This window comes from Streptomyces buecherae (genome assembly GCF_014295035.1).
Lineage (GTDB): Bacteria > Actinomycetota > Actinomycetes > Streptomycetales > Streptomycetaceae > Streptomyces > Streptomyces youssoufiensis.
Genome location: NZ_CP060404.1, coordinates 8,313,697 through 8,338,581, shown reverse-complemented (window position 1 = coordinate 8,338,581; position 24,885 = coordinate 8,313,697). Strand labels below are relative to the sequence as shown.

The window sequence follows — 24,885 nt, the reverse complement described above, 5'->3', positions numbered from 1 at the left end:
CGCCCGGCGTGAGCTGGCGCGGTGGCGCTCGGCCGGGGCTACGCCGGGGCCGCCTCGATCAGCGAGAACGCGTTGGGGGCCGGCAGCGCGGCCACCGAGGTCACGGCGAGCCCGGCGCTGGCGCACAGAGCCGCGAAGTCCTCCCGGGTGCGTTCCCTGTCGCCCATGTTGACCAGCATGTTCAGATCGCTCAGGTACAGGCCGGCGATCCGTGGGTCCACCAGCGGCGGCAGTACGGGCTCCACGATGAGCACCCGGCCGTGGTCGGGCAGCGCTTCCCGACAGCGCCGGAGGATGCTCGCGCACCTCTCGCCGCTCCGAGCGCGACAGCCGCCCCGCCGTGGTGAGCGCGAACGTGTCGGTGTCCTCCTCCTGGGCGAGGCCGATGGCGGCGAGGGCCCGCAGGGCCTAAGTTCCGCGTGTCATTTCCGGCAACACCCCCGTACCGCAACCGCGTTGTGGTCGTACGACGCGGCGCGCGGCCGTCGCGCGCACCCCCGCGACACCCGCCCGACAGCACCCGCCGCGCGCTCGTCACCCCGCCACCGAGCCGTCGGCGCACGTCGAGCCGTCGGCGCACGTCGGGGGCCGGACCATGGCCAGCGACCGCGAGACCCCGCCGGCGCGGGGTGCGCCGTGCCACGCGCGGTACGTACGCCCCGGGCGAAGATCGAACAAATTGCCCAACCTTCCTTGTTCTTAGGCCATGAGTTCGACACCATCAGCCCGGTCAGTGCCGCCGCGCCCATCGCGGCGCGCTGCCCGCTCCACCAGCCCACCTGTCCCCGACACCGATCGCCCGACTCCGCGGACGTGCCACCGCGGACCACCACCCTCACAGGAGAAACCCCATGGCGAGATCAACCCTGGCCGCTTCCCTGGCCCTCGCGCTGATCGCGACGGGCGGCACCGTCCTCACCTGGTCGGCCAGCGCCGCCACGGGCCCGTCCGAGCCACTGGCGCCGCTCCAGGCCGCAGGGGCCGACGCCGTCGACGGCCGTTACATCGTCGTCCTCAAGAAGCCGGCGCGGAGCGGCGCCACGGCCTCGGCCCACAGGGCGCTGGCCGGCCCGGTGACCACCGCGCGGGAGGCCGGCGGCACGGTCCGCCGCTCCTACACCGAGACGCTGCACGGCTTCTCCGCCGACCTGTCCGACGCCGCACTCGACAAGGTGCGACGCGACCCGGCGGTCGCCTACGTACAACCCGTACGCGTCCACCGGCAGGAGGCGGCCCCGACCGCGAGCCGCCCCGCGCCCCGGGCCACCCAGCAGCGCGCGCCCTGGCACCTGGACCGCATCGACCAGCGGAAGCTGCCGCTGAACACGAGGTACTCCCCCACCGGCGACGCGTCCGGGGTGCCGGTGTACGTGCTGGACTCGGGCATACGGGCCAGCCACAAGGAGTTCGAGGGGCGGGCGTCGGGCGTCTACTCGGCCATCAAGGACGGCAACGGCACCAAGGACTGCGCCGGCCACGGCACCTTCGTGGCCAGTCACATCGCGGGCCGGACCTACGGGGTGGCGAAGAAGGCCAAGATACGCGCCGTGCGCATCCTGGGCTGCGACAACAGCGCGACCACCGAGGAGATCCTCGACGGCATGAACTGGACGACCAAGAACGCGCCCGCGTCGTCGGTCGTCAACATGAGCATCCAGAGCAGCGACGGCATCGCCGACCGGGCCATGGACGACGCGGCCAAGGCGATGGTCGACAAGGGGTTGCTCGTGGTGTTCATCGCGGGCAACTTCGGCAAGGGTGACTGCCAGAACTCGCCCAAGGACCCGCGCGCCATCACCATGGGCGCCACCAACAAGACGGACGCCCGCAACACCGACGCCAACCCCTCCAGCTACGGCTCCTGCGTGACCGCCTTCGCCCCGGGCGCCGGCGTCTCCGGCGCGGGCGAGGGCAGCGACACCGAGGTGCTCAAGGGCTGGAACGGCACCTCGTTCGCCGCCCCGCTGGCGGCCGGCACCCTCGCCGTCGCCAAGCGCGACAACCCGGACCTGACCATGGCCGAGGCGAAGAAGCTCATCACCTCCACGGCCACGCGGGGCGTGCTCAAGAACATCGGCAAGGGCTCGCCCAACCGGCTGCTGTACGCGGGCCCGACCGGGCGCTGAGCCCGCCGGCGTCGGCATGGCACGCGAGGGGCGGGCGGGCCCGGACGCACCGGGCCCGCCCGCCCCTCGGGCGTCTCAGTCCCGGCCCACCGACTCCCGGCTCCGGTCCCGCGACGCGGCGCGCGGTGCGCCCGGGGCGGGCTCGCCCTCACTGAGGCCGATCTTGTCGTGCAGCGCCCGCAGCGGGCCCGGTGCCCACCAGTTGGCGCGGCCGGCGAGCCGCATGAACGCGGGCACCAGGGCGCCACGTACCAGCGTGGCGTCCATCAGGACCGCGATGGCGAGCCCCACGCCGATCGCCTTGAGGTAGACGATCCCGGAGATCACGAACCCCAGGAAGACGATGGCGATCAGCAGCGCGGCGGCGGTGACGGTCGAGCCGGTGCGCTCCAGACCGCGCGCGACGGCCTTGGTGTTGTCGCCGGTGAGCTGGTACTCCTCCTTGATCCGGGAGAGCAGGAAGACCTCGTAGTCCATGGACAGGCCGAAGGCGATGCAGAACAACAGCACCGGCACCGTCCAGGTGATGGAGTCGGTGACGACGAAGTCGCCGACGATGCCCTCCAGGTGGCCGTTCTGGAAGCCCCAGACCAGTACGCCGAGGGTGGCGCTCAGGCTCAGGCAGTTGAGCACCAGTGCCTTGAGCGGCAGCACGATGCTGCCGGTGAACAGGAACAGCACGATGAACGAGCTGACCGCGATGACCACGAGCGACAGCGGCAGCCGGTCGTTCATCGAGGTGATCGAGTCGTGCAGCTCCGCCGCCGGGCCGCCCACCCGCACGTCGTACGGGGCGTCGACGGCCCGGATGTCCTGCACGAGCTGGCGACCCTTCTCGGACAGCGACTGGCTCTTGGGCACCACCGACAGGTACGTGCTGTCGGCGACGCCGAACCGGTCGGCGGCCGGGGTCGGCGGGGCCACCTGTCGGCCGCCCGCGAACGTGCCGGCCTCCGTGTCGACCCGGGCCACGTTGGTCAGACCGGACAGGGTCCTGGCGTAGTCGGCGATGTCGCGCTCACCCTTGGCGGGCGTGTCGCTGAGCACGACGTTGAGCGCCTGCGTCTCCTGGGCCCGGAAGTCGGCCCGGATGGTCTCGCCGACCTCGCGCGACTGGGTGCTGGCCGGCAGCACCCGCTCGTCGGCCAGGCTCATCTTGAGGTCCAGGAACGGCGCCCCGAGGAAGAGCAGCAGGGCGATGACGGCCGTGGCGATCGGCACCGGGAAGCGCATCACGGTGAGGGCGAGCCGGTGCCAGAAGCCCTCGACGTCCTCGCCGCGCGCCGCCGCCTCCTCCACCGGGAGCTTCCGGCGGCCCACCCGGCCCTTCTCGATGCGCGGGCCGAGCGCCTTGAGCAGGGCCGGCAGGAACGTCACCGAGACGACGGCGGCCAGCAGCGCGGTGGGGATTCCCGCGTAGGCGAACGAGCGCAGGAAGTAGAAGGGGAAGACCAGCAGCGCGGCCAGGGCCAGGGCGACGGTGACCGCGGAGAAGACGACGGTGCGCCCGGCGGTGCGCAGGGCGGTGGCGATCGCCCCGTCGGGGTCGGCGCCGCCCGCCAGCTCCTCGCGGTAGCGCTTGATCAGGATGAGGCTGTAGTCGATGGCCAACCCGAGCCCGAGCCCGGTGGCGACGTTGGTGGCCAGCACCGACACCTCGGTGAACAGTGTCAGGACACGCAGCGTCAGCAGCACCGAGACGATGGTCAGTCCGCTGACCAGGAGCGGCACCAGCGCGGCGACCACGCTGCGGAAGACGAAGAGCATGACCACGAACAGGATCGGGAAGGTGACCATCTCGATCTTGAGCAGGTCCTTCTCGGTGGTCTCGACGATCTCCTTGTTCGCCAGCGCGCTGCCGCCGATGGTGACGTCGACGCCGGCGATCTTCCCCTCGTAGCGCGACTCCAGCTTGTCGAACCGGTCCTGGATCTGGTCCTCGTCGCCGTTGACGCGGGCCAGCACCAGGGCGCGGTCCCCGCCCTTGCCGCGCAGTGACTCGGCATTGCCCAGCGACCAGTAGGAAACGGCGTGCTCGACGTCCTTCTCCCCGTCGAGCCGCGCGGTGATGGCACGGCCCGCCGCGGCCACCTTCGGGTCGTCCACGCCCCGCTCGTCGGTGATCAGGAGCGTGAGGTTGGGGGCGCCCGCGTGGAAGCGTTCGTCCATGATCTCGGCGGTCTTGGCCGATTCCGTGGAGCTGTCGATGAAGCCACCCGCCGACAACTTCGAGATGACCCCACCACCCAGCGCTCCCGCGATGACGAACAGAACTCCGCTGAGATACAGCACCAGTCTGCTGCGACCGGACGTGAAGCGGGCCAGAGAGGCGAACATCTGACGTAACCCTTCATTCGGGGCGCGGTCGGCTGGCGTACGTGGAGAGACAGGCTACTCCCCGGCCGCCGCGCGCGGCCGTTTCTCGGTCATGGCAAGAGTCTGCTTACCAACTCTTGTCCCACCCCTGCTATTTATCGCCCCCTCGTACGGATTTACGTTTTCCGAGAGCTCGGAAGCAACCCTGTTCTGTGGAGGTGCGACACGCATGGCTCGACGCAAGAGGACTGCCGTCGTCGGCGGCGGTATGGCTGGCTGCGCCGCTGCTAAGGAGCTGTTGAAGAACGGGCGGGAGGTCGTCATCTACGAGACCACCGCCGGTCTCGGTGGGCGCGCGCGGTCCTGGCACCGTCCGGAGATCGAGCCCGATGTCGGCGTCAACCTGTGGTTCACGAGCTTCTACAAGATCATGTTCGAGCGCATCCGCGAGTACGGTCTCGAGGACCAGCTCACGGAAATGTCGAACAACGTGATCGTGGTGGACAACGGAAAGCCGGCCGAGCTCCTGTCGGACTCGATGAAGAGTCTCTTCACCTTCCCCCACGTAAAACTCGGGGACCGCATCGGATTCCTTACCGCCACCCTCAGGGAAACGCTCAAGCGCAAGGAACTCGACCTTTTCGACCCGCTCAAGCTCGCCAAGTACGACGATGGCACCAATGCCGCGGAATACGCGCGCAAGAGCATGTCCCAGCGCGGCTTCGACAACCTGCTGCGGCCGGAGATCGAGTCGTTCTGGCTGTGGCGCTGCGAGGACATCTCGGCCGCTCACGTCCGGGCCATGCAGGCGCAGATCGCCGGCGCCAAGTTCTACGTGTTCAAGGGCGGCATGGAGATCATCGCCGAGAAGAACGCGGAGGGCGCGGAGATCCGCCTGGAGAACGAGGTCACCGACCTCCAGGTCAGCGACGGCGAGGTGCGCGTCACCGCCCGGGACGCCGACGGGAAGCTCAGCGAGGAGGTCTTCGACGACGTCGTGATGGCCACCCCGGCGCCGGTCGCCGCGAAGCTGACGGCCGCCCTGCCGCGTCAGATCGTCGGCGAGGACACCCGGGACTTCCTGGCCACCCAGAAGTACGAGCCCGCGCTGTCGGTGTCGTACCTGGTGGACTTCTCCAGCATGCCGTCCGAGGCGCACATCGTCGCCGCCGGGGCCGAGGACCCGCCGGTCAAGACGATCATCACCTTCCCGCGTCAGGTGCGGGACGCGAACGGGCGCCCGGTCGACAAGCACCTCGCGTTCGTCTACCCGGGCCGGGCCGCCACCCGCAGGCTGCTCAAGCTCTCCACCGAGGAGCAGTTCGCCGAGACCACGCGGCTGGTCACCTCGCTGTGGCCGGACTTCCCCGCGGACGCCGAGCCGTTCGAGATCGCCGAGCGGCCGTGGGCCATGCCGGTGCCCGAGCCCGGCCGCTACCGCAAGTCGGCCCGGGTCATCCGGCTCCAGCACGCCCCGGTGGTCTTCGCCGGCGACTACTTCACCTCGCCGATCTCCGAGGCCGCCATGCTCTCCGGCATCCGGGCAGCCGACAAGCTGCTCACGGTCGGCTGAGGCTCGGCGGGCCGTCCATGAACGCGATCACCGCCGCCGGGGCCCGGCGCGCCCAGGGTGCGTCCGGCCCCGGTTCGCCGGCCCGGGGGTTCGCCTCACGTCTGTCGGCCTTCGCCCGCCTGGCCAAGTTCGAGTTCGTCCTCGACTACTACCTCAGCGTCCTCGTGGTCGTCTCGGCGCTGGCCGCGGGCTCCGGGCTGGCCGGGAACGACCTGCTCACGCTCGGCCTGTTCCTGCTCGGTGAGATCGGCGTGGTCTCGGCCGTCATGGCCTTCGACGACGTCAACGGGTACCAGGACGGCAGCGACGCGGCGAACTACCTCAGCGAGGACGGCACCGAGCTGCGCCCGCTCCAGCGCAAGCCGCTGCTGACCGGCGCCCTGCGCCTGCGGCAGGCCCAGTGGTTCGGCTACCTCTCGTTGGCCTGGGGCGCGCTGTTCTGGTCCACCTCGGCCGCCGCCGCCGAACACCAGCCGGTGTGGGCGCTGGTCGTCACCGGCCTGGTGCTCGTCTCGAGCTGGCAGTACTCCTGGGGCCTCAAGCTCAGCTACCGCGGGCTCGGCGAACTCCTCATCGCCGGCTGCCCGATGGTCATCGTCATCGCGCCGTACGGGTTCGTCGCCGGCGACCTGCCCGCGCTGCTGCTCGTCGAGGGCGTGCTGTTCGGCCTGTGGCAGATCCTGGTCTCCGCGTACTCCAACACCAAGGACATCGAGGGCGACGCGGCGGTCGGGCGCAGCACCGTGGCCGTGCGCGCCTCCGAGCGGGGCAACCGCCGCTTCATCGGGCTGCTGAGCGCCGCCGACGTGCTGCTGGCCGGGACCGCCGCGGCGGTGGGCTGGGCCCCGTGGTGGTTCGTGCTGGCCATGCTGCCGCTGACCGCCCTGCGGGTGCGGCAGTACGTGTCCTTCGTCCGGAACGGCGACGCGCTGCTGGCGCGCCGGCGCGGCGTCGTGGCGTTCCGTACCGGGGTCGCCTGCCTGATCCTGGTCAACCTCATTCACTGACGGGAGAGTCATGAGTGGCAAGAGCAGGCCCTCGGGCCTGGGTTCGCTGTTCGAGAGCCACGCGGAACGGGGTCGGCGCACCCGTTTCCACCTGAGCCGACCCTTCGACATCGCCCCCGAGCGGGGGGCGGAGTACACGGTGCAGCAACTCGCCGACCTGGTGGCGGAGGCGTCGGCGTGGCTGTACGAGGCGGGGGCGCGGCCCGGCTCCCGGGTGGCGATCGCCAAGGACAACCACTGGGACTACCTGCTGCTGGCCGCCGCCGCGGCGCGGGTGGGCGCGCTGCCCGTGTTGGTGGCCGGCTCGCTGCCGCCGGACACGCTCCAGACGGTGCTCAAGCGCGCCGACGCCCGGGTGTTGGTGACCACGGGTGAGATCGTGCGCTCGGCCGCCGCGGCCGGCGTGGACGTGACCGCGTTCGCCCCGCGCGTGGTGACCATCGACGGCCCGGCCGACGGCGCGACGCACGTGGACGAGTTCCGCGGGGCGCGGGTGCCGGGCACAGTGCGGGCCGCCTCGTACGAGCCGATGGTGGCCACCCACACCTCGGGCACCACCGGCGTGCCGAAGCTGGTGGTGCACTCGGCGGACACGATCATGGGGCACCTCAGCCGCACCGAGTCGCTGCCGTGGCCCATCGTCGGCATGAAGCACCGGGACACGGTGGCCACGGCCATCGCGTACAACCACATGCGGATGATCACCTGGAGCGCGGGGACGCTGCGGCTGGAGCCGAAGCACGCGCTGATCCTCACCGACGGCGAACCGGCCACCGCCGAGCGGATGTTCCGCCGGCACCGGCCCAACTACCTGGAGGCGCTGCCCGCCACCTACGTGGGCTGGGAGCCGCTGACGGAGAAGCCGCACCACGTGTTCACGGACGTACGGGTCTACGTCAGCACCTTCGACGCGATGCACCCGCCGACGGTGCGCACGTTCCTGCGGGCCAGCCAGCGGCGCTTCCCGACCTGGTTGCAGGGCTGGGGGCAGTCCGAGACCGGCCCGATGACCTTCCGGCTGCTGGCCCGGCGCGACCTGGAGGCCCAGGGTGACCGGCACCCCACCATCCGCGACGTCGGCCGCCCGATCCCCGGCTTCACCGGGATGAAGGTGGTGGACCCGCAGACGCTGCGGCCGGTGCCCGACGGCACGCCCGGCGTGGTGCTCTCGCGCACCCACGGCCGCTGCGTCGGCTACCTCGGCGAGGAGGACCGCTGGCAGCTCAAGGCCGAGGGCAAGTGGTGGAACACCGGCGACTGGGCGGTGCGCAGCAGGACCGGCGCCTTCCGGCTGCTCGACCGCGAGGTGGACGTGATCCCCGGGATGAGCTGCATCGAGCTGGAGGACGTGTTGGCCGACCGGCTGCCGCGGCTGACCGAGGCCGCGGTGATCGGGGTGCCGGGCGAGCTGCCGCTGCCGGTGGTGTGCACCCGGGACGGCTCCTGGGACCAGGCGGCCTGGCAGCGGGCCACCGCCGACCTGCCCCGGATGGCCGACCCGCGCCTCCTGGAGTGGGACGAGTTCCCGCGCACCAGCACCGGCAAGGTCCGCCGGATGGAGCTGCGGGAGCGCCTGTTGGGTGAGGCGAGCGCGTACGGCACCGGGCGCTGGACGTAGCCGAGCGCGCGGCGTACGGGCAGGACGCGCGGGCGCGGGACGCGCCGCGCGGGGTGGACGAGGAAAGGGAAGGGAACGGCATGGCGCAGGACCTGGCCGATGTGGACATCGCCGTCGTGGGTGCGGGGATCTCCGGCCTCACCGCGGCCTACCGGCTGCGGGAGGCGGGCCGCCGGCCGGTCGTCTTCGAGTCGCAGGAGGCGGTCGGCGGGCGGATGAAGGCCCGCCGGGTGGACGGCTGGATCGTCGAGGAGGGCACCGAGACGCTCGCCGCGGCCGGTTACGACGCGACCTGGCGGCTCATCAGGTCGGTCGGGCTCGACCGGAACGGCGGGGTCCGCAAGGTCACCAGCCTGGCCGGCGTCTGGCGGAACGGGCGCGCCCACGCGGGCACCGGCCACTGGTTCGGGGCGCTCAGCGGCTCCGGGCTCTCGCTCGGCGGCCGGATGGCGCTCAGCTCGCTGGTGGGCGAGATCGCCGGCTCGGCCGGCGGCTTCGACACCCGGCACCCGGGGCAGAGCCCGCTGGCCACCCGGACGGTGGCCAGCCTGGCCGCGGGCCGCAACCGTGAGCTGTACGACTACGTGTTGCAGCCGGCGGTGGCCACCGCCTGGGCCTGGGACCCGCACCGCTCGTGCGCGGGCCCGCTGGTGTCGACCATGCTCTCCACGCGCGGCCTGCTGGGCTGGCGCACCTACCGGGACGGCATGGACTCGCTGGCCCGCGCGGTGGCCGAGCGCCTGGACGTGCGCACCGGGCGGGCCGTCACCGAGGTGAAGGACACCGACGCCGGGGTCACCCTCGTCTTCGCCGACGGGCAGACGGTGACGGCGCGCGAGGTCGTCCTCGCGGTGCCCGCTCCGCTGGCGGACAAGCTGCGGCCGGGCGCCCCCGCGGACGAGACGCCCTTCCTCCAGGCGGCCTCGTACACGCCGATGATGCGCATCACCTGTCTGGTGGACCGCCCGCTGATGCCTCCGCAGCGACGCGGCACGCCCGCGGTCTACGCCGTCCTGGTGCCGGAGGTGGAGGACGGTTATGTGAGCGGGGTGACGTTCGAGCACGCCAAGGCCGCCAACCGGGCTCCCGCGGGCCGTGGCCTGGTCAGCATCCTCACCGCGCAGCGGGCGACGCGGGAGTTGCTCGACGCGCCGGACACGGAGGTGCTGGCGGCGCTGGTGCCGCGGGCCGAGCGGTACGCGCCGGGCCTTGGCGCGGCGCTGCGGCAGGCGTTCGTGCACCGCTTCCCGCACGCGTCGCCGGAGGCGTCGCCACGGGCGCTGCGGTTGCAGAGCGCCTTCGTCGGCCGCGAGGCGCGCGCGGTGGAGTACGCGGGTGACTGGGTGTACCAGCGGCCCTCCAGTGAGGCGGCGGTGCAGTCGGGCGAGTGGGCGGCCGAGCGGTTGCTGTCGCGCACCGCCTAACGATCGGTCAAGGCGGCCCGCGGGGGGCCGCTGGCACCACCTCGGAGCGGAAGGCCCCGGCAGCGCGCCCGCGCACGCCGGGGCCTTCGGTCTACCCGCGCGCCACCGCGCCCCCCAACGCGCCCCCGACATGCCTCATGAGCTGGCCAAACGCCGTAACGCACCCCCCGGTTGTAAGCCGGTCCCCGGGTCCTAGTAAGGTGCGCGCAGCACGGCTTTCGATGACCGGCGCTCGTGGTTGACCTGAGATCCAAAGGAACCGCGAGCGAATCGGGCGTGACGCGAAAAGGCGCTTCTACCTGCGCGTTTCACGACCCTTGACCGGGCTTTTGCCGCTGCCTGCAACCGTTGGCCGACCAGCGTGGAAGTTCCCGCGGGCCCCAACGGAAGGAGCCGCATGGTGCAGGCAGGCACTCACGCGCAGCAGGACGGCTTCACCCTGGAACCGGCCGCGACCGGTTCCAGCCGACGACCACTGTCACCGCTGGTGGGCCGAGACGACGAGGTAGCCCGGCTGAGAGCGCAGATCCTGGCCCGGGACACCCAGGTGCTCACCCTCACCGGCCCCGCCGGCGTCGGAAAGACCCGCCTGGCGACGGTGCTCGCCGACGACGTGGTCAGCGCCTTCCGGGACGGTGGGTGCTACCTGGACCTGGAGGACCAGCGCCAGGACCTGGCCGGCGCGGTGCGGGCCGCGCTGTGCGGTGACGGCCCGGCCGCCGACGGCGACCCGACCCTGACCGACCTCGACTTCCTGCTCGTACTCGACTGCGGCTCACGGCCGACCCGAGAGGTGGCCGAGTTGGTGGCCGACCTCGCCGGCCGCGCGCCCCGGCTGTGCGTGCTGACCGTCGCGACCCAGGTGCTCGGGGTCTACGGCGAGCGGCGCGTCCAGCTCGACCCGCTGGCCGTACCGGGCTCCGCCGGGGCCACGGGCCCGCTCGCGGAGGTGGCCTCGGTGCGCCTGCTCGTGCAGCGCACCCGCGCCGTACGGCCCGGCTTCAAGCTGACCGAGGAGAACCGGGACGCGGTCGCCCAGTTGTGCGTGCGGCTGGACGGGCTGCCGCTGGCGCTCGAACTCGCCGCGGCCCGCCTCAAGGTCTCCTCGCCCCGCGCGCTCCTCGAGGAACTCGACCGCTCGTGCGGCGCGCTGCGCGGTACCGCGGCCGACACCATGTCGCGGCACCTGAGCGTCTACGAGGCGGTCGAGCACAGTTGGGCGGTGCTCGACCCGGACCGCCGCGCGCTCCTGCGCCGACTGGCGGTCTTCGCCTCCTCCTTCGACGGAGCGCAGGCCGCCGAGGTGCTGGGCCTGTCGGTGTACGAGGCGCGGTCGGCGCTTGAGGAGTTCGTCGACCGCAGCCTGCTGCTGCCGCAGGAACAGCCCGACGGCAGCATCAGGTTCCGGATGCTGCGCACCTCGCGCGCGTACGCCGTGGAACAGCTCGCGGACGAGGGCGCCCTGGAGTCGATCAGGAACCGGCACGCCGCGCACGTGCTGCGCCGCGCCCGGGCCACGCTGCCGCGACTGAGCGGGCCTGGGCAGGCCGCGACGCTGGCCAGGCTGGCGCTCGGGCACCACGACACGCTGGCGGCCCTGGGCCACCTGGTGCACGTGGGGGACGGCGACGGCGCGGGCGAGTTGGCCGCGACAACGCTGCCGTACTGGCTGATCCGCGGCGAGGTGCGGGAGGCCGCGGCCAGGCTGAGCGCGGCGTGCGCCGCCGGGGTGACCACCGGCCGCGTGCGGGCCGCGCTGCGGGCGGCGCTCGGCGAGACGCGCCTGCTGGGCGGACGGTACCTGGAGGCGCGGGAGGACCTGCGGGCGGCGCTGGTCCAGTACCAGGCGGACGGCGACCGGGCCGGCGCGGTCGCCGTCCGGGAGCTGCTGGCGCGCCTCGCCCACGCGCAGGGCGACCTCACCGGCGCCCGGGCCCTGCTGGGCGACGTGGTGGCGGAATACCGGGAGCTGTCCGACGCGCACGGCGTGGCCTCGGCGACCGGGCGCCTGGCCGAGGTCTGTCGGGATCTGGGCGACACGCCCGAGGCGGTGCAGTACGGGCAGGACGCGGTGTTGCGCTTCGAGGAGATCGGCGACGCGCGGCGGGCGGCGCTCGGCAAGCTGGTGCTCGCCGGGATGCTGGCCGAGGGCGAGGTGCCGGCGAGCGCCGACCGGATGGCGCGGCAGGCGCTGCTGGTCCTGCGCGACCTCGGTGACCTGCCGGCCCTCGCCTGCGCGCTGCACGTCTCGGCCGACCTGCTGGTGCGCCGGCACGGTCGGGCCACCGGCGCCTGGGAGCGGGCGGCCCAACTCCTCGCCGCGGCGGGCGTGTTGGAGGAAGGTGCCGGCGGGTTGCCGGTGCGGCTGCCGGAGTCCGCCCGCCAGGGGCTGCTGTCGCAGGCCGGACAGCGCCTGGGCGAGGCCGCGTTCGACGAGCACAGCCGGACCGGCGCGCGGCTGAGCGCGCACGAGGCGGTGGCGCTGGCGCTGACCCCGCTGGCCCCGCCGCCCTCCGCGCCCCAGGCCCCGCCCGCGGCGGACACCCTCACCCGGCGCGAGCAGGAGGTGGCGGCGCTGGTCGCGGAGGGACTCACCAACCGCGAGGTGGCGCGGCGCCTTGGGACCGCCGAGTGGACGGCCGTGAACATCCTGCGCAAGGTGATGCGCAAGCTCGACTGCACCTCGCGGGTCCAGGTGGCCAACCGGGTGCTCAGCGCACGCGCCACGGCCGACGGTGATCTCGGCGCGGCGAGCGGGCTGCCGCGCGTGGTCTGACGCACCCGCGCCGCGCCGACACGGGGCGGGACGCCGGCCGGATCAAAGCCCGCGCCGGCGGGCCGCCCCCTCGACGCCGTGCAGGAAGGCCGTGGCGCGCACGGGGCGAGGACGCGGAAGCGTCGGCGCCGCCGAGATGTCGGTGGCACGGGTCCGTCCGTGGGTGGAAACGGGGCTCGGGAGGTGTGCTGCCGGGCCCCGCTGCCACGCGCGCGGCGGCTACTTGTCGCGGTAGGCGACGGCGACCGCCATGCCCGCCAGTTCCTCGCGCCACTCCTGGGGCAGCGGCGCGTCCGCCAGGGCCTCGCGGGCCTGGTCCACCAGCGTGTCGATGCGCCGCTCCACCTCGGCGCGTACGTCGATGGCCGCGATCTCCGCACGGAGTGCCGTCTCGTCCCGGCCGCCGGCCGAGACCAGGTCCCGCACCCGCTCGCTGCGCCCCACGGCCAGGCTCATCAGCAGGGTCATCTTGTTGTTCTCGGCGTCGGCGCCCACCGGCTTGCCCGCCACGTCCGCGTCGCCGAAGGCGTCGATCAGGTCGTCGCGGAGCTGGAACGCCTCGCCGAGCGCGGTGCCGTACGCCTCGAACGTCGCGGCCAGGGTGGTGTTCCCGGTGATGGCGGCGCCGAGTTCGAGCGGGCGGCGGATGCTGTAGCGCCCGGACTTGGCGTTGGCGATGTACTCGGACAGCCGCGTGTCGGCGACCCCCTCGGCGGCCACGGCCACGTCCAGGTGCTGGCCCACGATCATCTCGGTGACCAGCTCTCCCCAGACCCCGCGCGCCGGGGCCGGCAGCTCCTGGGCGAGCCGCATCGCGTAGGAGAGCGCGAGGTCGCCGGCGAGCACGGCGACGCCCTCGCCGTAGCGGCGCGCCTCGCCGTGCCAGCCGAGGGCACGGTGTTGTTCAATGGCGCGGACGTGGGCGGTGGGTTCGCCACGGCGCAGCGGCGAGTCGTCGATGACGTCGTCGTGGATGAGGGCGAAGGCGTGCAGCAGCTCGACGGCGGCGGCTGCCTCCACCACCCGGGTGTCGGCCTCCTCGCCGCCGGCGGCCAGGAAACCGGCCGCGCAGAACGCCGGTCGCAGTCGCTTGCCACCCGCGCGCACGAGTTGGCCGACGCTCTCGACGGGAGCGATGGCGCGCGCGTCCACGCCGGCCCACTGCGCGCGCTCGGCGGCGAGCAGGGCGTCGAGGCGGGTTTCGGTACGGGCGAGAATCCGGGCCCTGGCCTCAGCGCCTCGGCCGGTAGGGGTGGCCACGGGTGCCATCGGTGACACGGTCATGTTTGGGGTTCCTCTCTGCGATCACCGGTGTGGCCGACCGGCGGCACGCCTCGCGCGCACGGGCGGGGCGGCGTGTCCGTCCGGACGCCTCGAACAGCGGGGCGGCGGCTGGCGGGGGGGGCGCGCGCGGGCCGGGGCGCCCGGGGGCGCTCGCGCGCGCGGGGACGCGCCCGCCTCGCCCGGCCGACGGGTCAGCGGCGAGCATGCCGCGGCGCACGACGGACCGGCGGCGAAAGGGGCGCGCGGCGGGCGGCGGAAGCGGGCACGGCGGGCGGCCACCGCCGTTTTGTCCGCGCCACTCCTCGACTGGACGGCCGGTGAGAATCCCATGGCCCGGCAAAGCCGAATCTTCTGCGGGTGTCCATATGGGAAAGCGCCCCCCCGGCCTGGAAGTCGTCAACGTTATCCACCATCGACGGTGGACAACACGCCGGTCAAGACGGCCTGTCCAGACAGCAATTGAGGGGTCGAAAAGACACAGAACTCTGTCCGAGAGTGACATGTGAGGCACTGAATCTGCCATGTCATTGCCTGCGGATTGCTATCCCTGACAACTCGCGTGCCGCCTATTTTCGAAAGTGGGTACTACGAATGGAGAGACATGGGCAGGAGAGTGACGGAAAGCATTCCCGGAAGCCCCGGGACAGCGGCCCCGACCGGAGTCCCGTTCTTCACCCAGGCGGCCTCGTTCGAACGGCTGTGGCCTTCCGTACGCCGACAGATCGAAGACGTACTCGACTCCGGGGTCTACTCGAACGGACCCAAGACCGCCGAGCTCGAGGCCGCGTTGCGTACCTACACCGGTGCTCGGCACGCCATCGCGGTGGGCGACGGCACCGACGCCCTCGTGTTGTTGCTGCGCGCGGCGGGGATCGGGCCCGGCGACGAGGTGGTGGTGCCGGCCTTCGCGTCCGCCGCGCCGGCCGCGTCGGTGGCGCTGGTGGGTGCCCGCCCGGTCTTCGCCGATGTCGACCCCCTCACCTACGGCATCGACCCCGCATCGGTCGAGAAGGCGATCACCGCGCGGACCAGGGCCGTACTGCCGGCGCACGTGTTCTGCCAGCCGGCCGACCTGGCCGGGGTGACGGACGTCGCCGCACGCCACGGACTGCTGGTGCTCGAGGACGGCGCGCGGAGCCTGGGGATGCGCTGGGCGGGCGTGCACACGGGGCTGATCGGCGCGGGCGGCGCGGTCTCCCTGTGCCCCACCACGACGCTCGGCGCGCTCGGCGACGCGGGCCTGGTGCTCACCCGGGACGACGGGCTCGCCGCGCGCGTGCGGGCGCTGCGCGACCACGGCCGCACGGCCCCGTCGGCGGCGGTGAGCCAGGGCACGGCGAGCCGGCGGGCAGCCGCCGCCGAGGTGGCCCGGCAGGGCGAACTTCTGGGCACCAACGCCAAGATGGACGACGTCCAGGCCGCGGTGCTGCTCGGCAAGCTCGCCGGCGTCGAGGCGGACATCGCCCGCCGCGCGGAGCTGGCCGCCGCGTACACCCGGCACCTGCGCGGCGCGCCCGGCGTGCGCCGGCTGCCCGAGGTCGTGCGGGGCTCGCGGGCCCGTGTCGATCCGGTCTTCTCGGTGTACGCCATCGAGGTGGACGACCGGGACGGGCTGGTGGACCACCTCGCGCGGGCCGGGATCAGCACCGAGGCGTACCCGCGCCCGTCGCACCTCCAGCCCTGCTTCGCGGACCTCGGCCACCGGGAGGGTGACTTCCCGAACGCCGAGGAGGCCGCCGAACACGTGCTCGCGCTGCCGCTCTACCCGGACCTGACCGCGCGTCAGGTGGCGGACGTGTGTGCCGCCGTCCGTTCCTTCGCTCCGGAAGGTGCCCTGTGATGAGTGTGGTGGACTCGGCCCCCGCGGTCGACGCGGCCCCGGTGCCCTACAGCGGCTCGCTCCTCGACTCCGGCGCCCGCGAACTCCTGCTCGACACCGTGCGGGAGGTGGCCACCGATCCCGACCAACGCTTCGTCCTCGGCCGCCGCACGGCCGAGTTGGAACGCCGGCTGCGCCAGCGCGTCGGCACGGGTGACGTGATCGCCTGTGCGAGCGGCACCTCGGCGCTGGGCCTCGCGCTGCGGGCGGCACGGCTCGGCCCCGGGGACGAGGTGATCGTGCCCGCGTTCGGCGCCGAGCCGCTGGCGAGCACCGTCCTCGGTGTGGGTGCCGTGCCGGTCTTCGCCGACGTCGACCCGCTGACGATGGTCATCGACGTGGCCGACATCGCGCGCCGGCTCACCGCCCGCACCCGGGCGGTCGTGCCGGCGCACACCTTCACCACCATGGCCGACATGCCCGAGGTGACGCGGCTGGCCGCGACCCACGGGCTGACCGTCATCGAGGACGCGGCCATCGCGCAGGACGCGACGCTGGCCGGGCGCGCCGCGGGCACCTGGGGCCAGCTCGGCCTGTACTCGTTCTTTCCGGCCAAGCCGTTCGGGATGCCGGGCGAGGGCGCCGCCGTCCTGAGCGACGACCCGGAACTCGCCCGCACCGTGCGCGCGCTGCGCGACCACGGCCCAGGGGGCGAGCGCCGCTCCGTACACCACGAGATCGGCCCGCACAGCGGCTTCGACGAGATACAGGCCGGCTTCCAACTCGCCCGGCTGGCGACCCAGGACGCGCGCATCGCGCGCCGGGCGCGGATCAGCGCGTACTACAGCCAGCGGTTCGCGCCGTTGCGTGCGCACGGGCTGAGCGCGCCGGCTCCGGACGCCGAGCAGTGCCACTACGTCTACGCCGTGCAGACGCGGCGCCGCGACGCGCTGGCCCGCCACCTCGCGGCCCACGGCATCGGCACCCGGGTCTACTACCCGCTGCCCCTCCCCCGCCTCCCCGCCTTCGCGCCGTACGCCCCGCCCGGGGCGCGCTGGCCCGGCGCCGAGCAGGCCAGCGCGGGGCACCTGGCCCTGCCCCTGCACCCCCAGCTCGACCAGGCCCAGGTGAGCCGCATCGCGGACGCCGTGGCCGCCTTCTTCCGCTGACCGCAGCCCGCCCGCACGCACCGCCGTCCACAGGAGGATCGATCCGTGAGCAGCAAGATCGCGATACTGGGCCAGGGCTACGTCGGCCTGCCGCTGGCCGTGCGGGCAGCCCGCGCCGGGCACCGGGTCGTCGGTTACGACATCGACGGTGAGCGGGTGAAGCGGCTGGTGGCCGGCGAGTCCTACGTCGAGGACGTGCCCAGCGCCGAGTTGACCGCGCTGCTGGAGGCCGGCAGCTACCTGCCGACGGCCGACCCGGCCGAGCTCGACGGATTCGACATCGCCGTCATCACCGTACCGACGCCGCTCAAGGACGGGGTCCCCCATCTGTCGCACGTCGAGGACGCCGCGCGGCTGCTCGCCAGCCGGCTGCGGCCCGGCGTCACGGTCGTGCTGGAATCCACCACGTACCCGGGCACGACCGCCGAGTTGGTGGGCCCGATCCTGGAGGAGGACTCGGGACTGGTGGCCGGCGAGGGTTTCTTCCTCGGGTACAGCCCCGAGCGCATCGACCCGGGGAACCCCACCTGGCACCTGGGCAACACACCGAAGGTGGTCTCGGGCGTCAACGAGGCGTCGTTGGCGGCGGTGCGAACCTTCTACGACTCGATCACCGAGACGACGGTGCCGGTGCGCACGCCCGAGGTCGCCGAGCTGTCGAAGCTGGTGGAGAACACCTTCCGGCACGTGAACATCGCGCTGGTCAACGAGATCGCCATGTACGCGCACGAGTTGGGCATCGACGTGTGGGAGGCGCTGGACGCGGCGGCGTCCAAGCCGTTCGGCTTCATGCGGTTCACGCCCGGGCCCGGGGTGGGCGGGCACTGCCTGCCGGTCGATCCGGAGTACCTGTCCTGGCGGGTGCACCGCACGCTCGGCCGCCGGTTCCGCTTCGTGGAGCTGGCCAACCACATCAACGGCCACATGCCGGACCACGTGGTGCAGCGGCTGCTGCTCGCCTTCAACGCGCGCCGTCGCTCGCTGAACGGGGCCCGCGTGCTGCTGCTCGGCCTGGCGTACAAGGCCAACACCGGTGACGCCCGCGAGTCTCCGGCGCTCAAGGTCGCGGAGCTGCTGATCGGTCTCGGCGCCGAGGTGCGCGCGGCCGATCCGCACGTGGTGGAGTCGGTGACGGTGGACAGCAGCGTGCGCCGGGTGGACTTCGGTCCGGCCGAACTGTCCGCGGCGGACGCGGTGGTGCTGCTGACCGACCACGACGCGTTCGACTACGCCGCCATCCCCCGGCACGCGCCCTACGTCCTCGACTGCCGTCGCCGGCTGGAGCCGAGCGCGTCGGTCGACATCCTCTGAAGCCCCCCGGGCGCACCGCCTCACCGAGCCGCGACCGGCCCGCGCCCCGACCGGCCACGGCACCGGTCGGGGCGCCCCGGAGCGCGCACGGCTCAGGTCAGCAGCGCCAACAGGTGGGCGCAGGCCGTCTCCTCGTCACCGTGCACGGCGATGACCTCGCCCGCGCCGCGCTCGTACGCGCCGACCTGCCAGCCGCCGCCCTCGTTCGCGCGCAGGAAGAGATAGTCCACGGGGGTGGGCCGGGGCTCGTGCACACCCTCGATCCAGTAGTAGTCATCGCTCACCCGCGCCGCGTGCAGGGCCTCGCGCAACGCGCGACGATCCACGGTCGGCTACCGCCTGGCCGCGGCGAGATAGCCGTTGTCGAGCAGCCACTTCACGTTCAGCCGCTGTCCCTGGCCCGGGTTGAGGAGGGCCGGGTCGAGCTTGATCTGCTGGCCGCCGCCCGGCTGCTCGAACCAGGGCGCGATCCCGCCCTGCCAGACGGTGAACTTCCTGGTGACCTCGTACACGTGGTAGTCGCAGGGGAAGGCGGCGTCGCGCGTGTTGAGGTTCTGCGGCGGCAGCGCGCGCTTGGCGTAGTGGTCGCCCGCGGGCGCGAGGTAGCCGCCGTACTCGGAGCCGAACCGGTCGAGCCGCTGGCCCGGCCGCAGTTGGGCGCGCCGCTTGTCGACCTTGCCGTTGACCTCGGCGAACCCGTCGTTGGGCGGGTACTTCCAGCCACCCTTGTCGGCCGGGCCCTCCCAGTACTTCCTGAGGAAGGCGTCCGGGGAGAGCCTGCCGGTGCGCTGGTAGCCGAACACCAGCGGGCCCACGGGGAACCGCAACAGCCGCGGCAGCCGCTGCGGCCCCAGCCGGGCGTCCCCCTGGTAGGCGCCGGTGCACGGCTCCCGCCACTGTGCGCCGGCACCGGCCGGCGCGACGGAGCGGCGCTCCGCGGGCCGCTCCGGTGCCGGCTGCGCCGCGCTCGCGGCGGGCATGGCCACCACGATGACGGCGGTGCTCAGCGCGCTGGCGATGGCGCCCCTTCGGTTCATGCGGGTCTCCTCGTGTGGCACGGGTGGCTCGTCGCGCTGACTGCCCGTCAGGCTCGGTGCGCATCGTAGGGGATCAGTCGCCGAGGGCGATGAGGAGTCGGGATACGCGCCCGGTGCGTCCCCCTATGCGACGGCTCCCCGTCGGGGTCCGTCTCCCGGCGGGCTGCGGACGGCCCGCTTCCGTCACCCGCTCGCCGCACGGTCCGCCGCGCTGCGCGCGCCCGTCCCGGCGAACGGGGTCGAAACCGGAGGCGGCAGGCAGCGGGCGAGGTGGAGTCGAGGCCACCGCGCGGGGTGTGCGGCGCGGCGCGGCGGTGGTACACGTGATCGACGCCGGCCGGGCCGCCGGGCCCGGCGGTGCCGACCCGCCTCCCCCGGTTCGACGAAGGAGTCATCTCGATGCACTACAGACGCTCGCGCACGGTGTCGCTGCTGGTGGCCGTCGTGGCCACGATCGGCGCACTGCTGACCGCCCCCGCGCACGCCACGTCGGCGTCCGGCGACGGCGCACGGCTCGCGGCGGCGCCGAACTTCCGGGCCCCGTTCCCCTGTGGCCAGAAGTGGACCTACAGCCACCACTCCGCCGAGGTGCGGCGCGCGCTCGACTTCGTGCGCGCGGACGGCGGTTCGACGGCGGGCACGCCCGTGCTGGCGTCCGCGTCCGGGACGGCCACCCGCATGTCACAGCCGAGCGGTGCCGGCAACTACATCGTGATCGACCACGGTGGTGGCTGGAAGACGTACTACTTCCACCTGGCCTCCTACTCCGTGCCCAGCGGCGCCGCCGTGAGCCAGGGCCAGCAGATCGGCGTGACCGGCAGCACCGGGCACTCCTCGGGCGCGCACATCCACTACGAGCAGTTGCTCAACGGCGTGGGCCAGAACATCGTCATAGGCGGAGCGGGCCTGCCCTACCCGTCGCAGTACCACCAGTCGTACCTGACCAGCGACAACGGCTGCGGTGGCGGCGGCGGCAACTTCCGTACCTGGGGGTCGGACATCCGGGTGCGCGCCGACGCCTACCTCAACTCGCCGGTGGTGGGCGTCCTGCCCGGGCCGACCAACGTGACGGTCGTCTGCCAGAAGCAGGGCAGCACCGTCACCGCCGAGGGTCACACCAACAACTGGTGGAGCAAGCTCCGCGACCAGGGCGGCTTCATCTCCAACATCTACGTCGACCACCCGGCGGCCCAGTTGCCCGGCGTGCCGATCTGCTAGCAGGGGCGCCTGCCGCGTTCCCGCTCCGGCCCGCGGCTGCCCGGTGTGACGCGCGTCCACGCCCGGCCCGTCGCGGCTATCGGCCGTGGCGGGCCCGGCGCGCGTCGCCCAGGTCACCGCGTCGCGGACCGGGCCAGGTGGCGCATGCCCTCCGCGTCGGTGTCCGCGTGCGAGCCACCGAGGCGATGCACGAGGACCCACCGCCCGTCGGGTAGCGCGCCGGCGAACACCGAGGCGTCGCGCGTGGCGCCGTTGTGCCAGGTCACGCCCTTGGCGTGGCGCCACGTCAGCGCCGGGGCCCCGAGTTCACGGTCCACGAGCAACCCCGTGAGCAGGCGGGCCGCGGCGCGCGGGGTTGCCCACATCCCGCCGGCTGGCAGGATCGCGCCGTCCATGGTCCACGACGCGCGCGGGCGGCCGAAGAGCCCCGTGGCGCGCAGGGCCTGACCCGCCGGCGGGTGTGCGGCCATCGCTTCGATGCCGAGCGGGTCCAGCACGTGGTCCCGTACGACCCGCTCGTACGGTTGGCCCGTCGCGGCGACCAGCGCGGCGCCGAGCACGGCGTAGCCGAGGTTGGAGTACTCCTCCCGCGCCCCGGGCTCGCCCACGGCCAGCGCGTCCAGCCTGGTCGACAGGGCGCGCAGCGCGGCGTCGTCGAAGGAGGCGTACGGGTCCCGGCCGCCGAGGCCGGGGGGCAACCGGGGCAGGCCGGAGGTGTGCTCGGCCAGGTGTCGCAGGGTGATGCCGGTACCCGGCGGCACCGGCAACCACCGCTCCACCGGGTCCTCCAGGCCCAGCACCCCGGCCTCCGCCAGACGCGTCAGGGCGGTGCCGGTGAGGACCTTGGTCAGGGAACCGATCTCCACGTACCGGTCGGGGTCGTGTCCGTGACGGACACGCGCCGGACCGTCGCCGCTGAGCACACAGGTGGGTGAGGGGCGCACGATGTGGGACTCCTTCCGGGGCGGGCCAACCGGGCCCGTGCGAAGGCGCGGACTCCCGTGCCTTCCGATGTCGCGCGCCCGACCGGGACGGGCGGCCTCGCCCGACCACCCCGCGCGGGTCTCACCGTACGAGGGGGCGCGCCGGGGGCCGTCGCCGGGAGGCCCGTCAGCCCGTTCGGCCCGTTTCCGGCCCGCGCGGTGGAGGGGTGTGCGCCCCGGTCGCGGGCCCGGTTCCGCGCCGGCCGCGACCGCTCGGCCGCCGACACCCTGCGCGGCCACTCGGTCGCTGCGCGCGATGCGTGGCCGGTCAGGGCCTTGACGGGCCCGCGCGCCGGGGTGAGCCTACGGATATGGCGGATTACCCCACCGCGCACGGCCTCGACGGCGTGGCGCGCACCCTGTTAACGCCCCTGTACGCCCGCGCGCACGCGGCGCGGTTCGTACCCGAGTCGTCCTTCCGCGACCCCCTCGCCGCCGACCTCCTCGCCCGCACCGGGTACGCCGACCCCGAGGTGATCCGCGACCGGCCGAACATGCTGGGCGGGCTGCACCGAGGCATGGTGTTCGACGCGCTGACCGAGGCGTTCGTGGCCGACCATCCCACCGCCACGGTGGTCTCCGCCGGTATCGGCCTGTGCACCCGCAACCACCGGCTCGCCGAGGGCGCCCCGGGTGTGCGCTGGGTCGGCGTGGACACCGCCGAGGTCATCGCGCTGCGGCGGCGGCTGCTCCCGGACGAGGACATCACCCTGCGGGCCGCCTCGATCACCGAACCCGACTGGGCGCGGGGCCTGCCGGGCGCCGACGGTCCCGTGCTGGTGCTGGCCGAGGGGGTGTTGATGTACCTCGCCCCGGACGGCGTGCGGACCTGCCTCGACGCCATCCGCGCCACGTTCGGCCCCGGCACGGAGTTGGCCGCCGACTACTTCCACCCCAAGCTCGCCCACAGCGACCGCCACCCGATCGTGAAGGCCACCGGGGCTCGCTTCCTCTTCGGCGTCCGCAACGGCGCCCGGCTGGCTCAGCACGCCCCCGGCTGGTCGCTGGTGCGCGAGCACGGCGTGATGGAGCGCCTCAACCCGACGCAGCGCGTGGCGGCCTACGCCGCGCGGGCGCTGACCCTGGGCGGCCGGGCCTACGCCGTGGCCCAACTGCGGGCGCACGCCAGGCCGTGACTGGCCGAATCACCCGATGCCACCGCACGCACTTTTTTGTAGGTACTTGATCCACCTCCCCGCAGCGACAAGCATCGCTCTCATGCGAAGCATCGCTCTCACGCGCCGATGTCAACGAGCCGTCTGACCGGGAGGGGCCTACCCATGCACGTCGAGGAGGACGTCGGAGCGGGCTGGTGGCGGGTCCACGAGTCCGCGCCGAGCGCGGCCGGCGGCAACTGGCTGGTGTTGCACCGCGACACGTGTCGGGCCGCCTCCGACTGCGCGGACCTGGTCACGACCGAGGCCGCGCTGGCGCTCCTGGCCACGCCCGGCACCCGCCCCTGTCCGAACTGCGCCCCGGAGCGCGCCCTGTGCCAGGGCGCCTTGACCACCGCGAGCCCGGCCGCCAGGCCCGCGCCCTGACTCACCCCGGCCCCGCTTCGCGCCCAGTGGGCCGTCGCGGTCCCAGGTGGCGCCGGCCGGCGGTCAGTTGCCCAGACCGCGCCCGAACTCCAGGCCACGGGTCGGCGCCGGCAAGTGCAGGCCGGCCGCGCTGTAACCCACCCCGGTGACGGCGCCGTCGTCGGCCGCCCGGAGCAGTGACCAGACGCGGCCGTCCCCACCGTCCTCACCCGTCGCCGCGGTGTGCAGGTCGGCCCGCCGGTCACCGTCGGCGTCACGCAGCACCACCTTCGCGCCAAAGGCGTCCCGGGCCTCGCTGCTGCCCGGCACGCCGGGCGCGTCCTGGTGGACGCCGTGCGAGCGGTCGGCACGCAGGCCGGTGGGCGAGCCGTACAGCAGCGTGACGCGGCCGGCACCGGCCCTGGGCCCGGCGGCCTCGCCCGGCGCGCCGACCGCCAGGTCGGCGTGTCCGTCCGCGTCGGCGTCGGCGGCCGAGACCGCGAACCCGAAGTCGTCGCCGCGCTCGCTCTCGCCCGCGCCGGTGCCCGGTACGCCCGGCGTCTCCTGGCTGAAGTCGGCGGGCTCCCGGCTGCCGGCCGGGCCCTCGGGCCCGCCGTAGAGCACGCGTACCGTGCCGCCGACGCCGCTCGCGACCGGGTACCGCGGCTCCCAGCCCGGGTCGTCGGGGCCGACGCTGCGGGCGCCGCCCACGGCCAGGTCGGCGTAGCCGTCGCGGTCGAAGTCGCCGGCCGCGATCGACTGACCGCCGGTCTCGTGGTGCCAGGCGCGTTCGCGGGCGAGGCCGTCTGGCGTGCCGCGCAGCATGGCGGTGCCGTCGCCCTCCAGGCCGCGCCAGGGGGCCACCACGTCGTCGCGGCCGTCGCCGTCGAGGTCCCCGACGGCGAGGGCGACCACGCTGCTGAAGTGCGTGATCCCGGTGTCCGTCACGCGGGTGAGCGGGGCGGGGGTCCGTCCCGGCGCGAAGGGGCCGCGGGCGAGCGAGAGGGTGGCCAACTCCTCGCCGTCGTCGGCGGTGACGATGTCCCGCGCCCCGTCGCCGTCGACGTCGGCGACGGCCAGGCCGTGGCCACCGACCCGGCCGTAGGCCGCGCGGCCGGGCACGCTGGTGGTCCCGCCGAGGCCGTCGGTCGCGCCCCAGAGGATGACGACGCGGCCGGCGTCCTCGGTCGACCCGTCCTCGCCGGGCACGGCGACGAGGAGGTCCGCGTAGCCGTCGCGGTCGAGGTCGGCGCTCGTGTGGTGGGCGCCGAACTGGTCGAAGGGCTCGGGTGCGCCGGGTACCCCGGTGCTGGCCTGGCTGACCGTCCAGCGCTCCGCGGTCGCGGGCCCGGTAGCCGAGCCGGGCACCACGGCGACGTAGCCGGCCTGCTGGTGGCCGTCGACGGTGCCGTTCGCCACGCCGACCACCACCTCCGGGAAGCCGTCGCCGTTCAGGTCGTACGGCGGCGCCTCGCGCTGCGGGGCGGCGTGCGCGGTGGGCAGGGTGAGGGCGGTGGTCGCCGCGAGGGCGGACAGGGCCGCGGCGAGCGTGCGGGAGCGTGGGTGCACGGGGTCCTCCGGTGGGTGGGGGACGGCTGGCGTCGCGGGTTCAGCTCTGGTTCGCCGCTCCGTGGGGTCGGGTTGAGCCGCCGATCACCTGGGGTGACCGCCCGCGGGCGTCGGGGGTTGTACGGACGCGCCCGC

The 24,885-nt window shown here is 73.7% G+C and carries 18 protein-coding genes and 1 pseudogene; 12 read left to right on the top strand and 7 right to left on the bottom strand.

The genetic code is table 11. From position 1 onward, the window contains the following. Positions 1-38: 38 nt before the first annotated feature. Positions 39-311: pseudogene (locus H7H31_RS33070) on the bottom strand (methyltransferase); the annotation flags it as partial. 540 nt (positions 312-851) lie between these two features. Here H7H31_RS33070 and H7H31_RS33065 point away from each other — a divergent pair. Continuing rightward, on the top strand, positions 852-2,126 hold the full coding sequence (locus H7H31_RS33065) for a S8 family peptidase (RefSeq protein ID WP_187062528.1): 1,275 nt from the start codon (positions 852-854) through the stop codon (positions 2,124-2,126). Positions 2,127-2,201: 75 nt separating this feature from the next. Here H7H31_RS33065 and H7H31_RS33060 read toward each other — a convergent pair whose 3' ends face one another. Then, entirely contained in the window at positions 2,202-4,463 is a 2,262-nt protein-coding gene (locus H7H31_RS33060) for an MMPL family transporter (RefSeq protein ID WP_187062527.1), read from the bottom strand. A 208-nt stretch (positions 4,464-4,671) separates the two neighbouring features. On the opposite strand from H7H31_RS33060, the gene H7H31_RS33055 reads away from it, so the two are divergent. The 5 genes from H7H31_RS33055 (at position 4,672) to H7H31_RS33035 (ending at position 12,840) form a co-directional block, all read left to right on the top strand. Further along, on the top strand, positions 4,672-6,015 hold the full coding sequence (locus tag H7H31_RS33055; protein WP_187062526.1) for an FAD-dependent oxidoreductase: 1,344 nt from the start codon (positions 4,672-4,674) through the stop codon (positions 6,013-6,015). Between the two features lie 17 nt (positions 6,016-6,032). Then, the gene (locus H7H31_RS33050) at positions 6,033-7,022 is read left to right on the top strand and encodes a UbiA family prenyltransferase (RefSeq protein WP_187062525.1); all 990 of its coding nucleotides are present in this window, start codon (positions 6,033-6,035) and stop codon (positions 7,020-7,022) included. 10 nt (positions 7,023-7,032) lie between these two features. After that, the gene (locus H7H31_RS33045) at positions 7,033-8,640 is read left to right on the top strand and encodes a class I adenylate-forming enzyme family protein (RefSeq protein ID WP_187062524.1); all 1,608 of its coding nucleotides are present in this window, start codon (positions 7,033-7,035) and stop codon (positions 8,638-8,640) included. An 80-nt stretch (positions 8,641-8,720) separates the two neighbouring features. Next, positions 8,721-10,064, top strand: coding sequence for a protoporphyrinogen/coproporphyrinogen oxidase (locus H7H31_RS33040; RefSeq protein WP_187062523.1), 1,344 nt, complete (start codon positions 8,721-8,723; stop codon positions 10,062-10,064). A 397-nt stretch (positions 10,065-10,461) separates the two neighbouring features. Then, positions 10,462-12,840: an ATP-binding protein gene (locus H7H31_RS33035; RefSeq protein WP_187062522.1), complete on the top strand. Its 2,379-nt coding sequence runs from the start codon at positions 10,462-10,464 to the stop codon at positions 12,838-12,840. Positions 12,841-13,059: 219 nt separating this feature from the next. Here the strand turns inward: H7H31_RS33035 and H7H31_RS33030 are convergent, their stop codons facing one another. Next, complete coding sequence (locus H7H31_RS33030) at positions 13,060-14,124, bottom strand: polyprenyl synthetase family protein (RefSeq protein ID WP_232110212.1); 1,065 nt, start codon at positions 14,122-14,124, stop codon at positions 13,060-13,062. Between the two features lie 601 nt (positions 14,125-14,725). Between H7H31_RS33030 and H7H31_RS33025 the strand changes: the two genes are divergently transcribed. Genes H7H31_RS33025 through H7H31_RS33015 form a run of 3 tightly spaced genes read left to right on the top strand, consistent with a single transcriptional unit; the run spans position 14,726 to position 18,423 of the window. Continuing rightward, positions 14,726-15,964: a DegT/DnrJ/EryC1/StrS family aminotransferase gene (locus H7H31_RS33025; RefSeq protein WP_187059801.1), complete on the top strand. Its 1,239-nt coding sequence runs from the start codon at positions 14,726-14,728 to the stop codon at positions 15,962-15,964. Continuing rightward, positions 15,964-17,112 carry a DegT/DnrJ/EryC1/StrS family aminotransferase gene (locus H7H31_RS33020; protein ID WP_187118195.1) on the top strand — a complete coding sequence of 383 codons (1,149 nt, stop codon included), beginning with the start codon at positions 15,964-15,966 and terminating at the stop codon, positions 17,110-17,112. Before H7H31_RS33025 ends, H7H31_RS33020 begins: the two co-directional genes overlap by 1 nt. Positions 17,113-17,157: 45 nt before the next feature. Next, positions 17,158-18,423 carry a nucleotide sugar dehydrogenase gene (locus H7H31_RS33015; protein WP_187061095.1) on the top strand — a complete coding sequence of 422 codons (1,266 nt, stop codon included), beginning with the start codon at positions 17,158-17,160 and terminating at the stop codon, positions 18,421-18,423. A gap of 92 nt (positions 18,424-18,515) precedes the next feature. On the opposite strand, the gene H7H31_RS33010 is transcribed toward H7H31_RS33015, so the two are convergent. Next, positions 18,516-18,749, bottom strand: coding sequence for a hypothetical protein (locus H7H31_RS33010; protein ID WP_187061094.1), 234 nt, complete (start codon positions 18,747-18,749; stop codon positions 18,516-18,518). Positions 18,750-18,755: 6 nt separating this feature from the next. Further along, positions 18,756-19,460: a TNT domain-containing protein gene (locus H7H31_RS33005; RefSeq protein ID WP_187061093.1), complete on the bottom strand. Its 705-nt coding sequence runs from the start codon at positions 19,458-19,460 to the stop codon at positions 18,756-18,758. 399 nt (positions 19,461-19,859) lie between these two features. Here H7H31_RS33005 and H7H31_RS33000 point away from each other — a divergent pair, with 399 nt between their 5' ends. Further along, positions 19,860-20,678: a M23 family metallopeptidase gene (locus tag H7H31_RS33000; RefSeq protein ID WP_187061092.1), complete on the top strand. Its 819-nt coding sequence runs from the start codon at positions 19,860-19,862 to the stop codon at positions 20,676-20,678. Between the two features lie 113 nt (positions 20,679-20,791). On the opposite strand, the gene H7H31_RS32995 is transcribed toward H7H31_RS33000, so the two are convergent. Beyond that, positions 20,792-21,622, bottom strand: coding sequence for a serine hydrolase domain-containing protein (locus tag H7H31_RS32995; RefSeq protein ID WP_187061091.1), 831 nt, complete (start codon positions 21,620-21,622; stop codon positions 20,792-20,794). 350 nt (positions 21,623-21,972) lie between these two features. On the opposite strand from H7H31_RS32995, the gene H7H31_RS32990 reads away from it, so the two are divergent. Both H7H31_RS32990 and H7H31_RS32985 read left to right on the top strand, forming a co-directional pair. Continuing rightward, positions 21,973-22,797 carry a class I SAM-dependent methyltransferase gene (locus H7H31_RS32990; RefSeq protein WP_187061090.1) on the top strand — a complete coding sequence of 275 codons (825 nt, stop codon included), beginning with the start codon at positions 21,973-21,975 and terminating at the stop codon, positions 22,795-22,797. A gap of 144 nt (positions 22,798-22,941) precedes the next feature. Next, positions 22,942-23,202: a DUF6233 domain-containing protein gene (locus tag H7H31_RS32985; RefSeq protein ID WP_187061089.1), complete on the top strand. Its 261-nt coding sequence runs from the start codon at positions 22,942-22,944 to the stop codon at positions 23,200-23,202. 63 nt (positions 23,203-23,265) lie between these two features. Here H7H31_RS32985 and H7H31_RS32980 read toward each other — a convergent pair whose 3' ends face one another. Then, complete coding sequence (locus tag H7H31_RS32980; RefSeq protein WP_187061088.1) at positions 23,266-24,750, bottom strand: FG-GAP and VCBS repeat-containing protein; 1,485 nt, start codon at positions 24,748-24,750, stop codon at positions 23,266-23,268. Between the last annotated feature and the right edge of the window lie 135 nt (positions 24,751-24,885).

Bases quoted from the DNA above. Each gene is read 5' to 3' on its own strand.
- H7H31_RS33065 (WP_187062528.1), top strand. From the start codon at position 852: ATGGCGAGATCAACCCTGGCCGCTTCCCTGGCCCTCGCGCTGATCGCG.
- H7H31_RS33060 (WP_187062527.1), bottom strand. From the start codon at position 4,463: ATGTTCGCCTCTCTGGCCCGCTTCACGTCCGGTCGCAGCAGACTGGTG.
- H7H31_RS33055 (WP_187062526.1), top strand. From the start codon at position 4,672: ATGGCTCGACGCAAGAGGACTGCCGTCGTCGGCGGCGGTATGGCTGGC.
- H7H31_RS33050 (WP_187062525.1), top strand. From the start codon at position 6,033: ATGAACGCGATCACCGCCGCCGGGGCCCGGCGCGCCCAGGGTGCGTCC.
- H7H31_RS33045 (WP_187062524.1), top strand. From the start codon at position 7,033: ATGAGTGGCAAGAGCAGGCCCTCGGGCCTGGGTTCGCTGTTCGAGAGC.
- H7H31_RS33040 (WP_187062523.1), top strand. From the start codon at position 8,721: ATGGCGCAGGACCTGGCCGATGTGGACATCGCCGTCGTGGGTGCGGGG.
- H7H31_RS33035 (WP_187062522.1), top strand. From the start codon at position 10,462: ATGGTGCAGGCAGGCACTCACGCGCAGCAGGACGGCTTCACCCTGGAA.
- H7H31_RS33030 (WP_232110212.1), bottom strand. From the start codon at position 14,124: ATGACCGTGTCACCGATGGCACCCGTGGCCACCCCTACCGGCCGAGGC.
- H7H31_RS33025 (WP_187059801.1), top strand. From the start codon at position 14,726: ATGGGCAGGAGAGTGACGGAAAGCATTCCCGGAAGCCCCGGGACAGCG.
- H7H31_RS33020 (WP_187118195.1), top strand. From the start codon at position 15,964: ATGAGTGTGGTGGACTCGGCCCCCGCGGTCGACGCGGCCCCGGTGCCC.
- H7H31_RS33005 (WP_187061093.1), bottom strand. From the start codon at position 19,460: ATGAACCGAAGGGGCGCCATCGCCAGCGCGCTGAGCACCGCCGTCATC.
- H7H31_RS33000 (WP_187061092.1), top strand. From the start codon at position 19,860: ATGCACTACAGACGCTCGCGCACGGTGTCGCTGCTGGTGGCCGTCGTG.
- H7H31_RS32990 (WP_187061090.1), top strand. From the start codon at position 21,973: ATGGCGGATTACCCCACCGCGCACGGCCTCGACGGCGTGGCGCGCACC.
- H7H31_RS32985 (WP_187061089.1), top strand. From the start codon at position 22,942: ATGCACGTCGAGGAGGACGTCGGAGCGGGCTGGTGGCGGGTCCACGAG.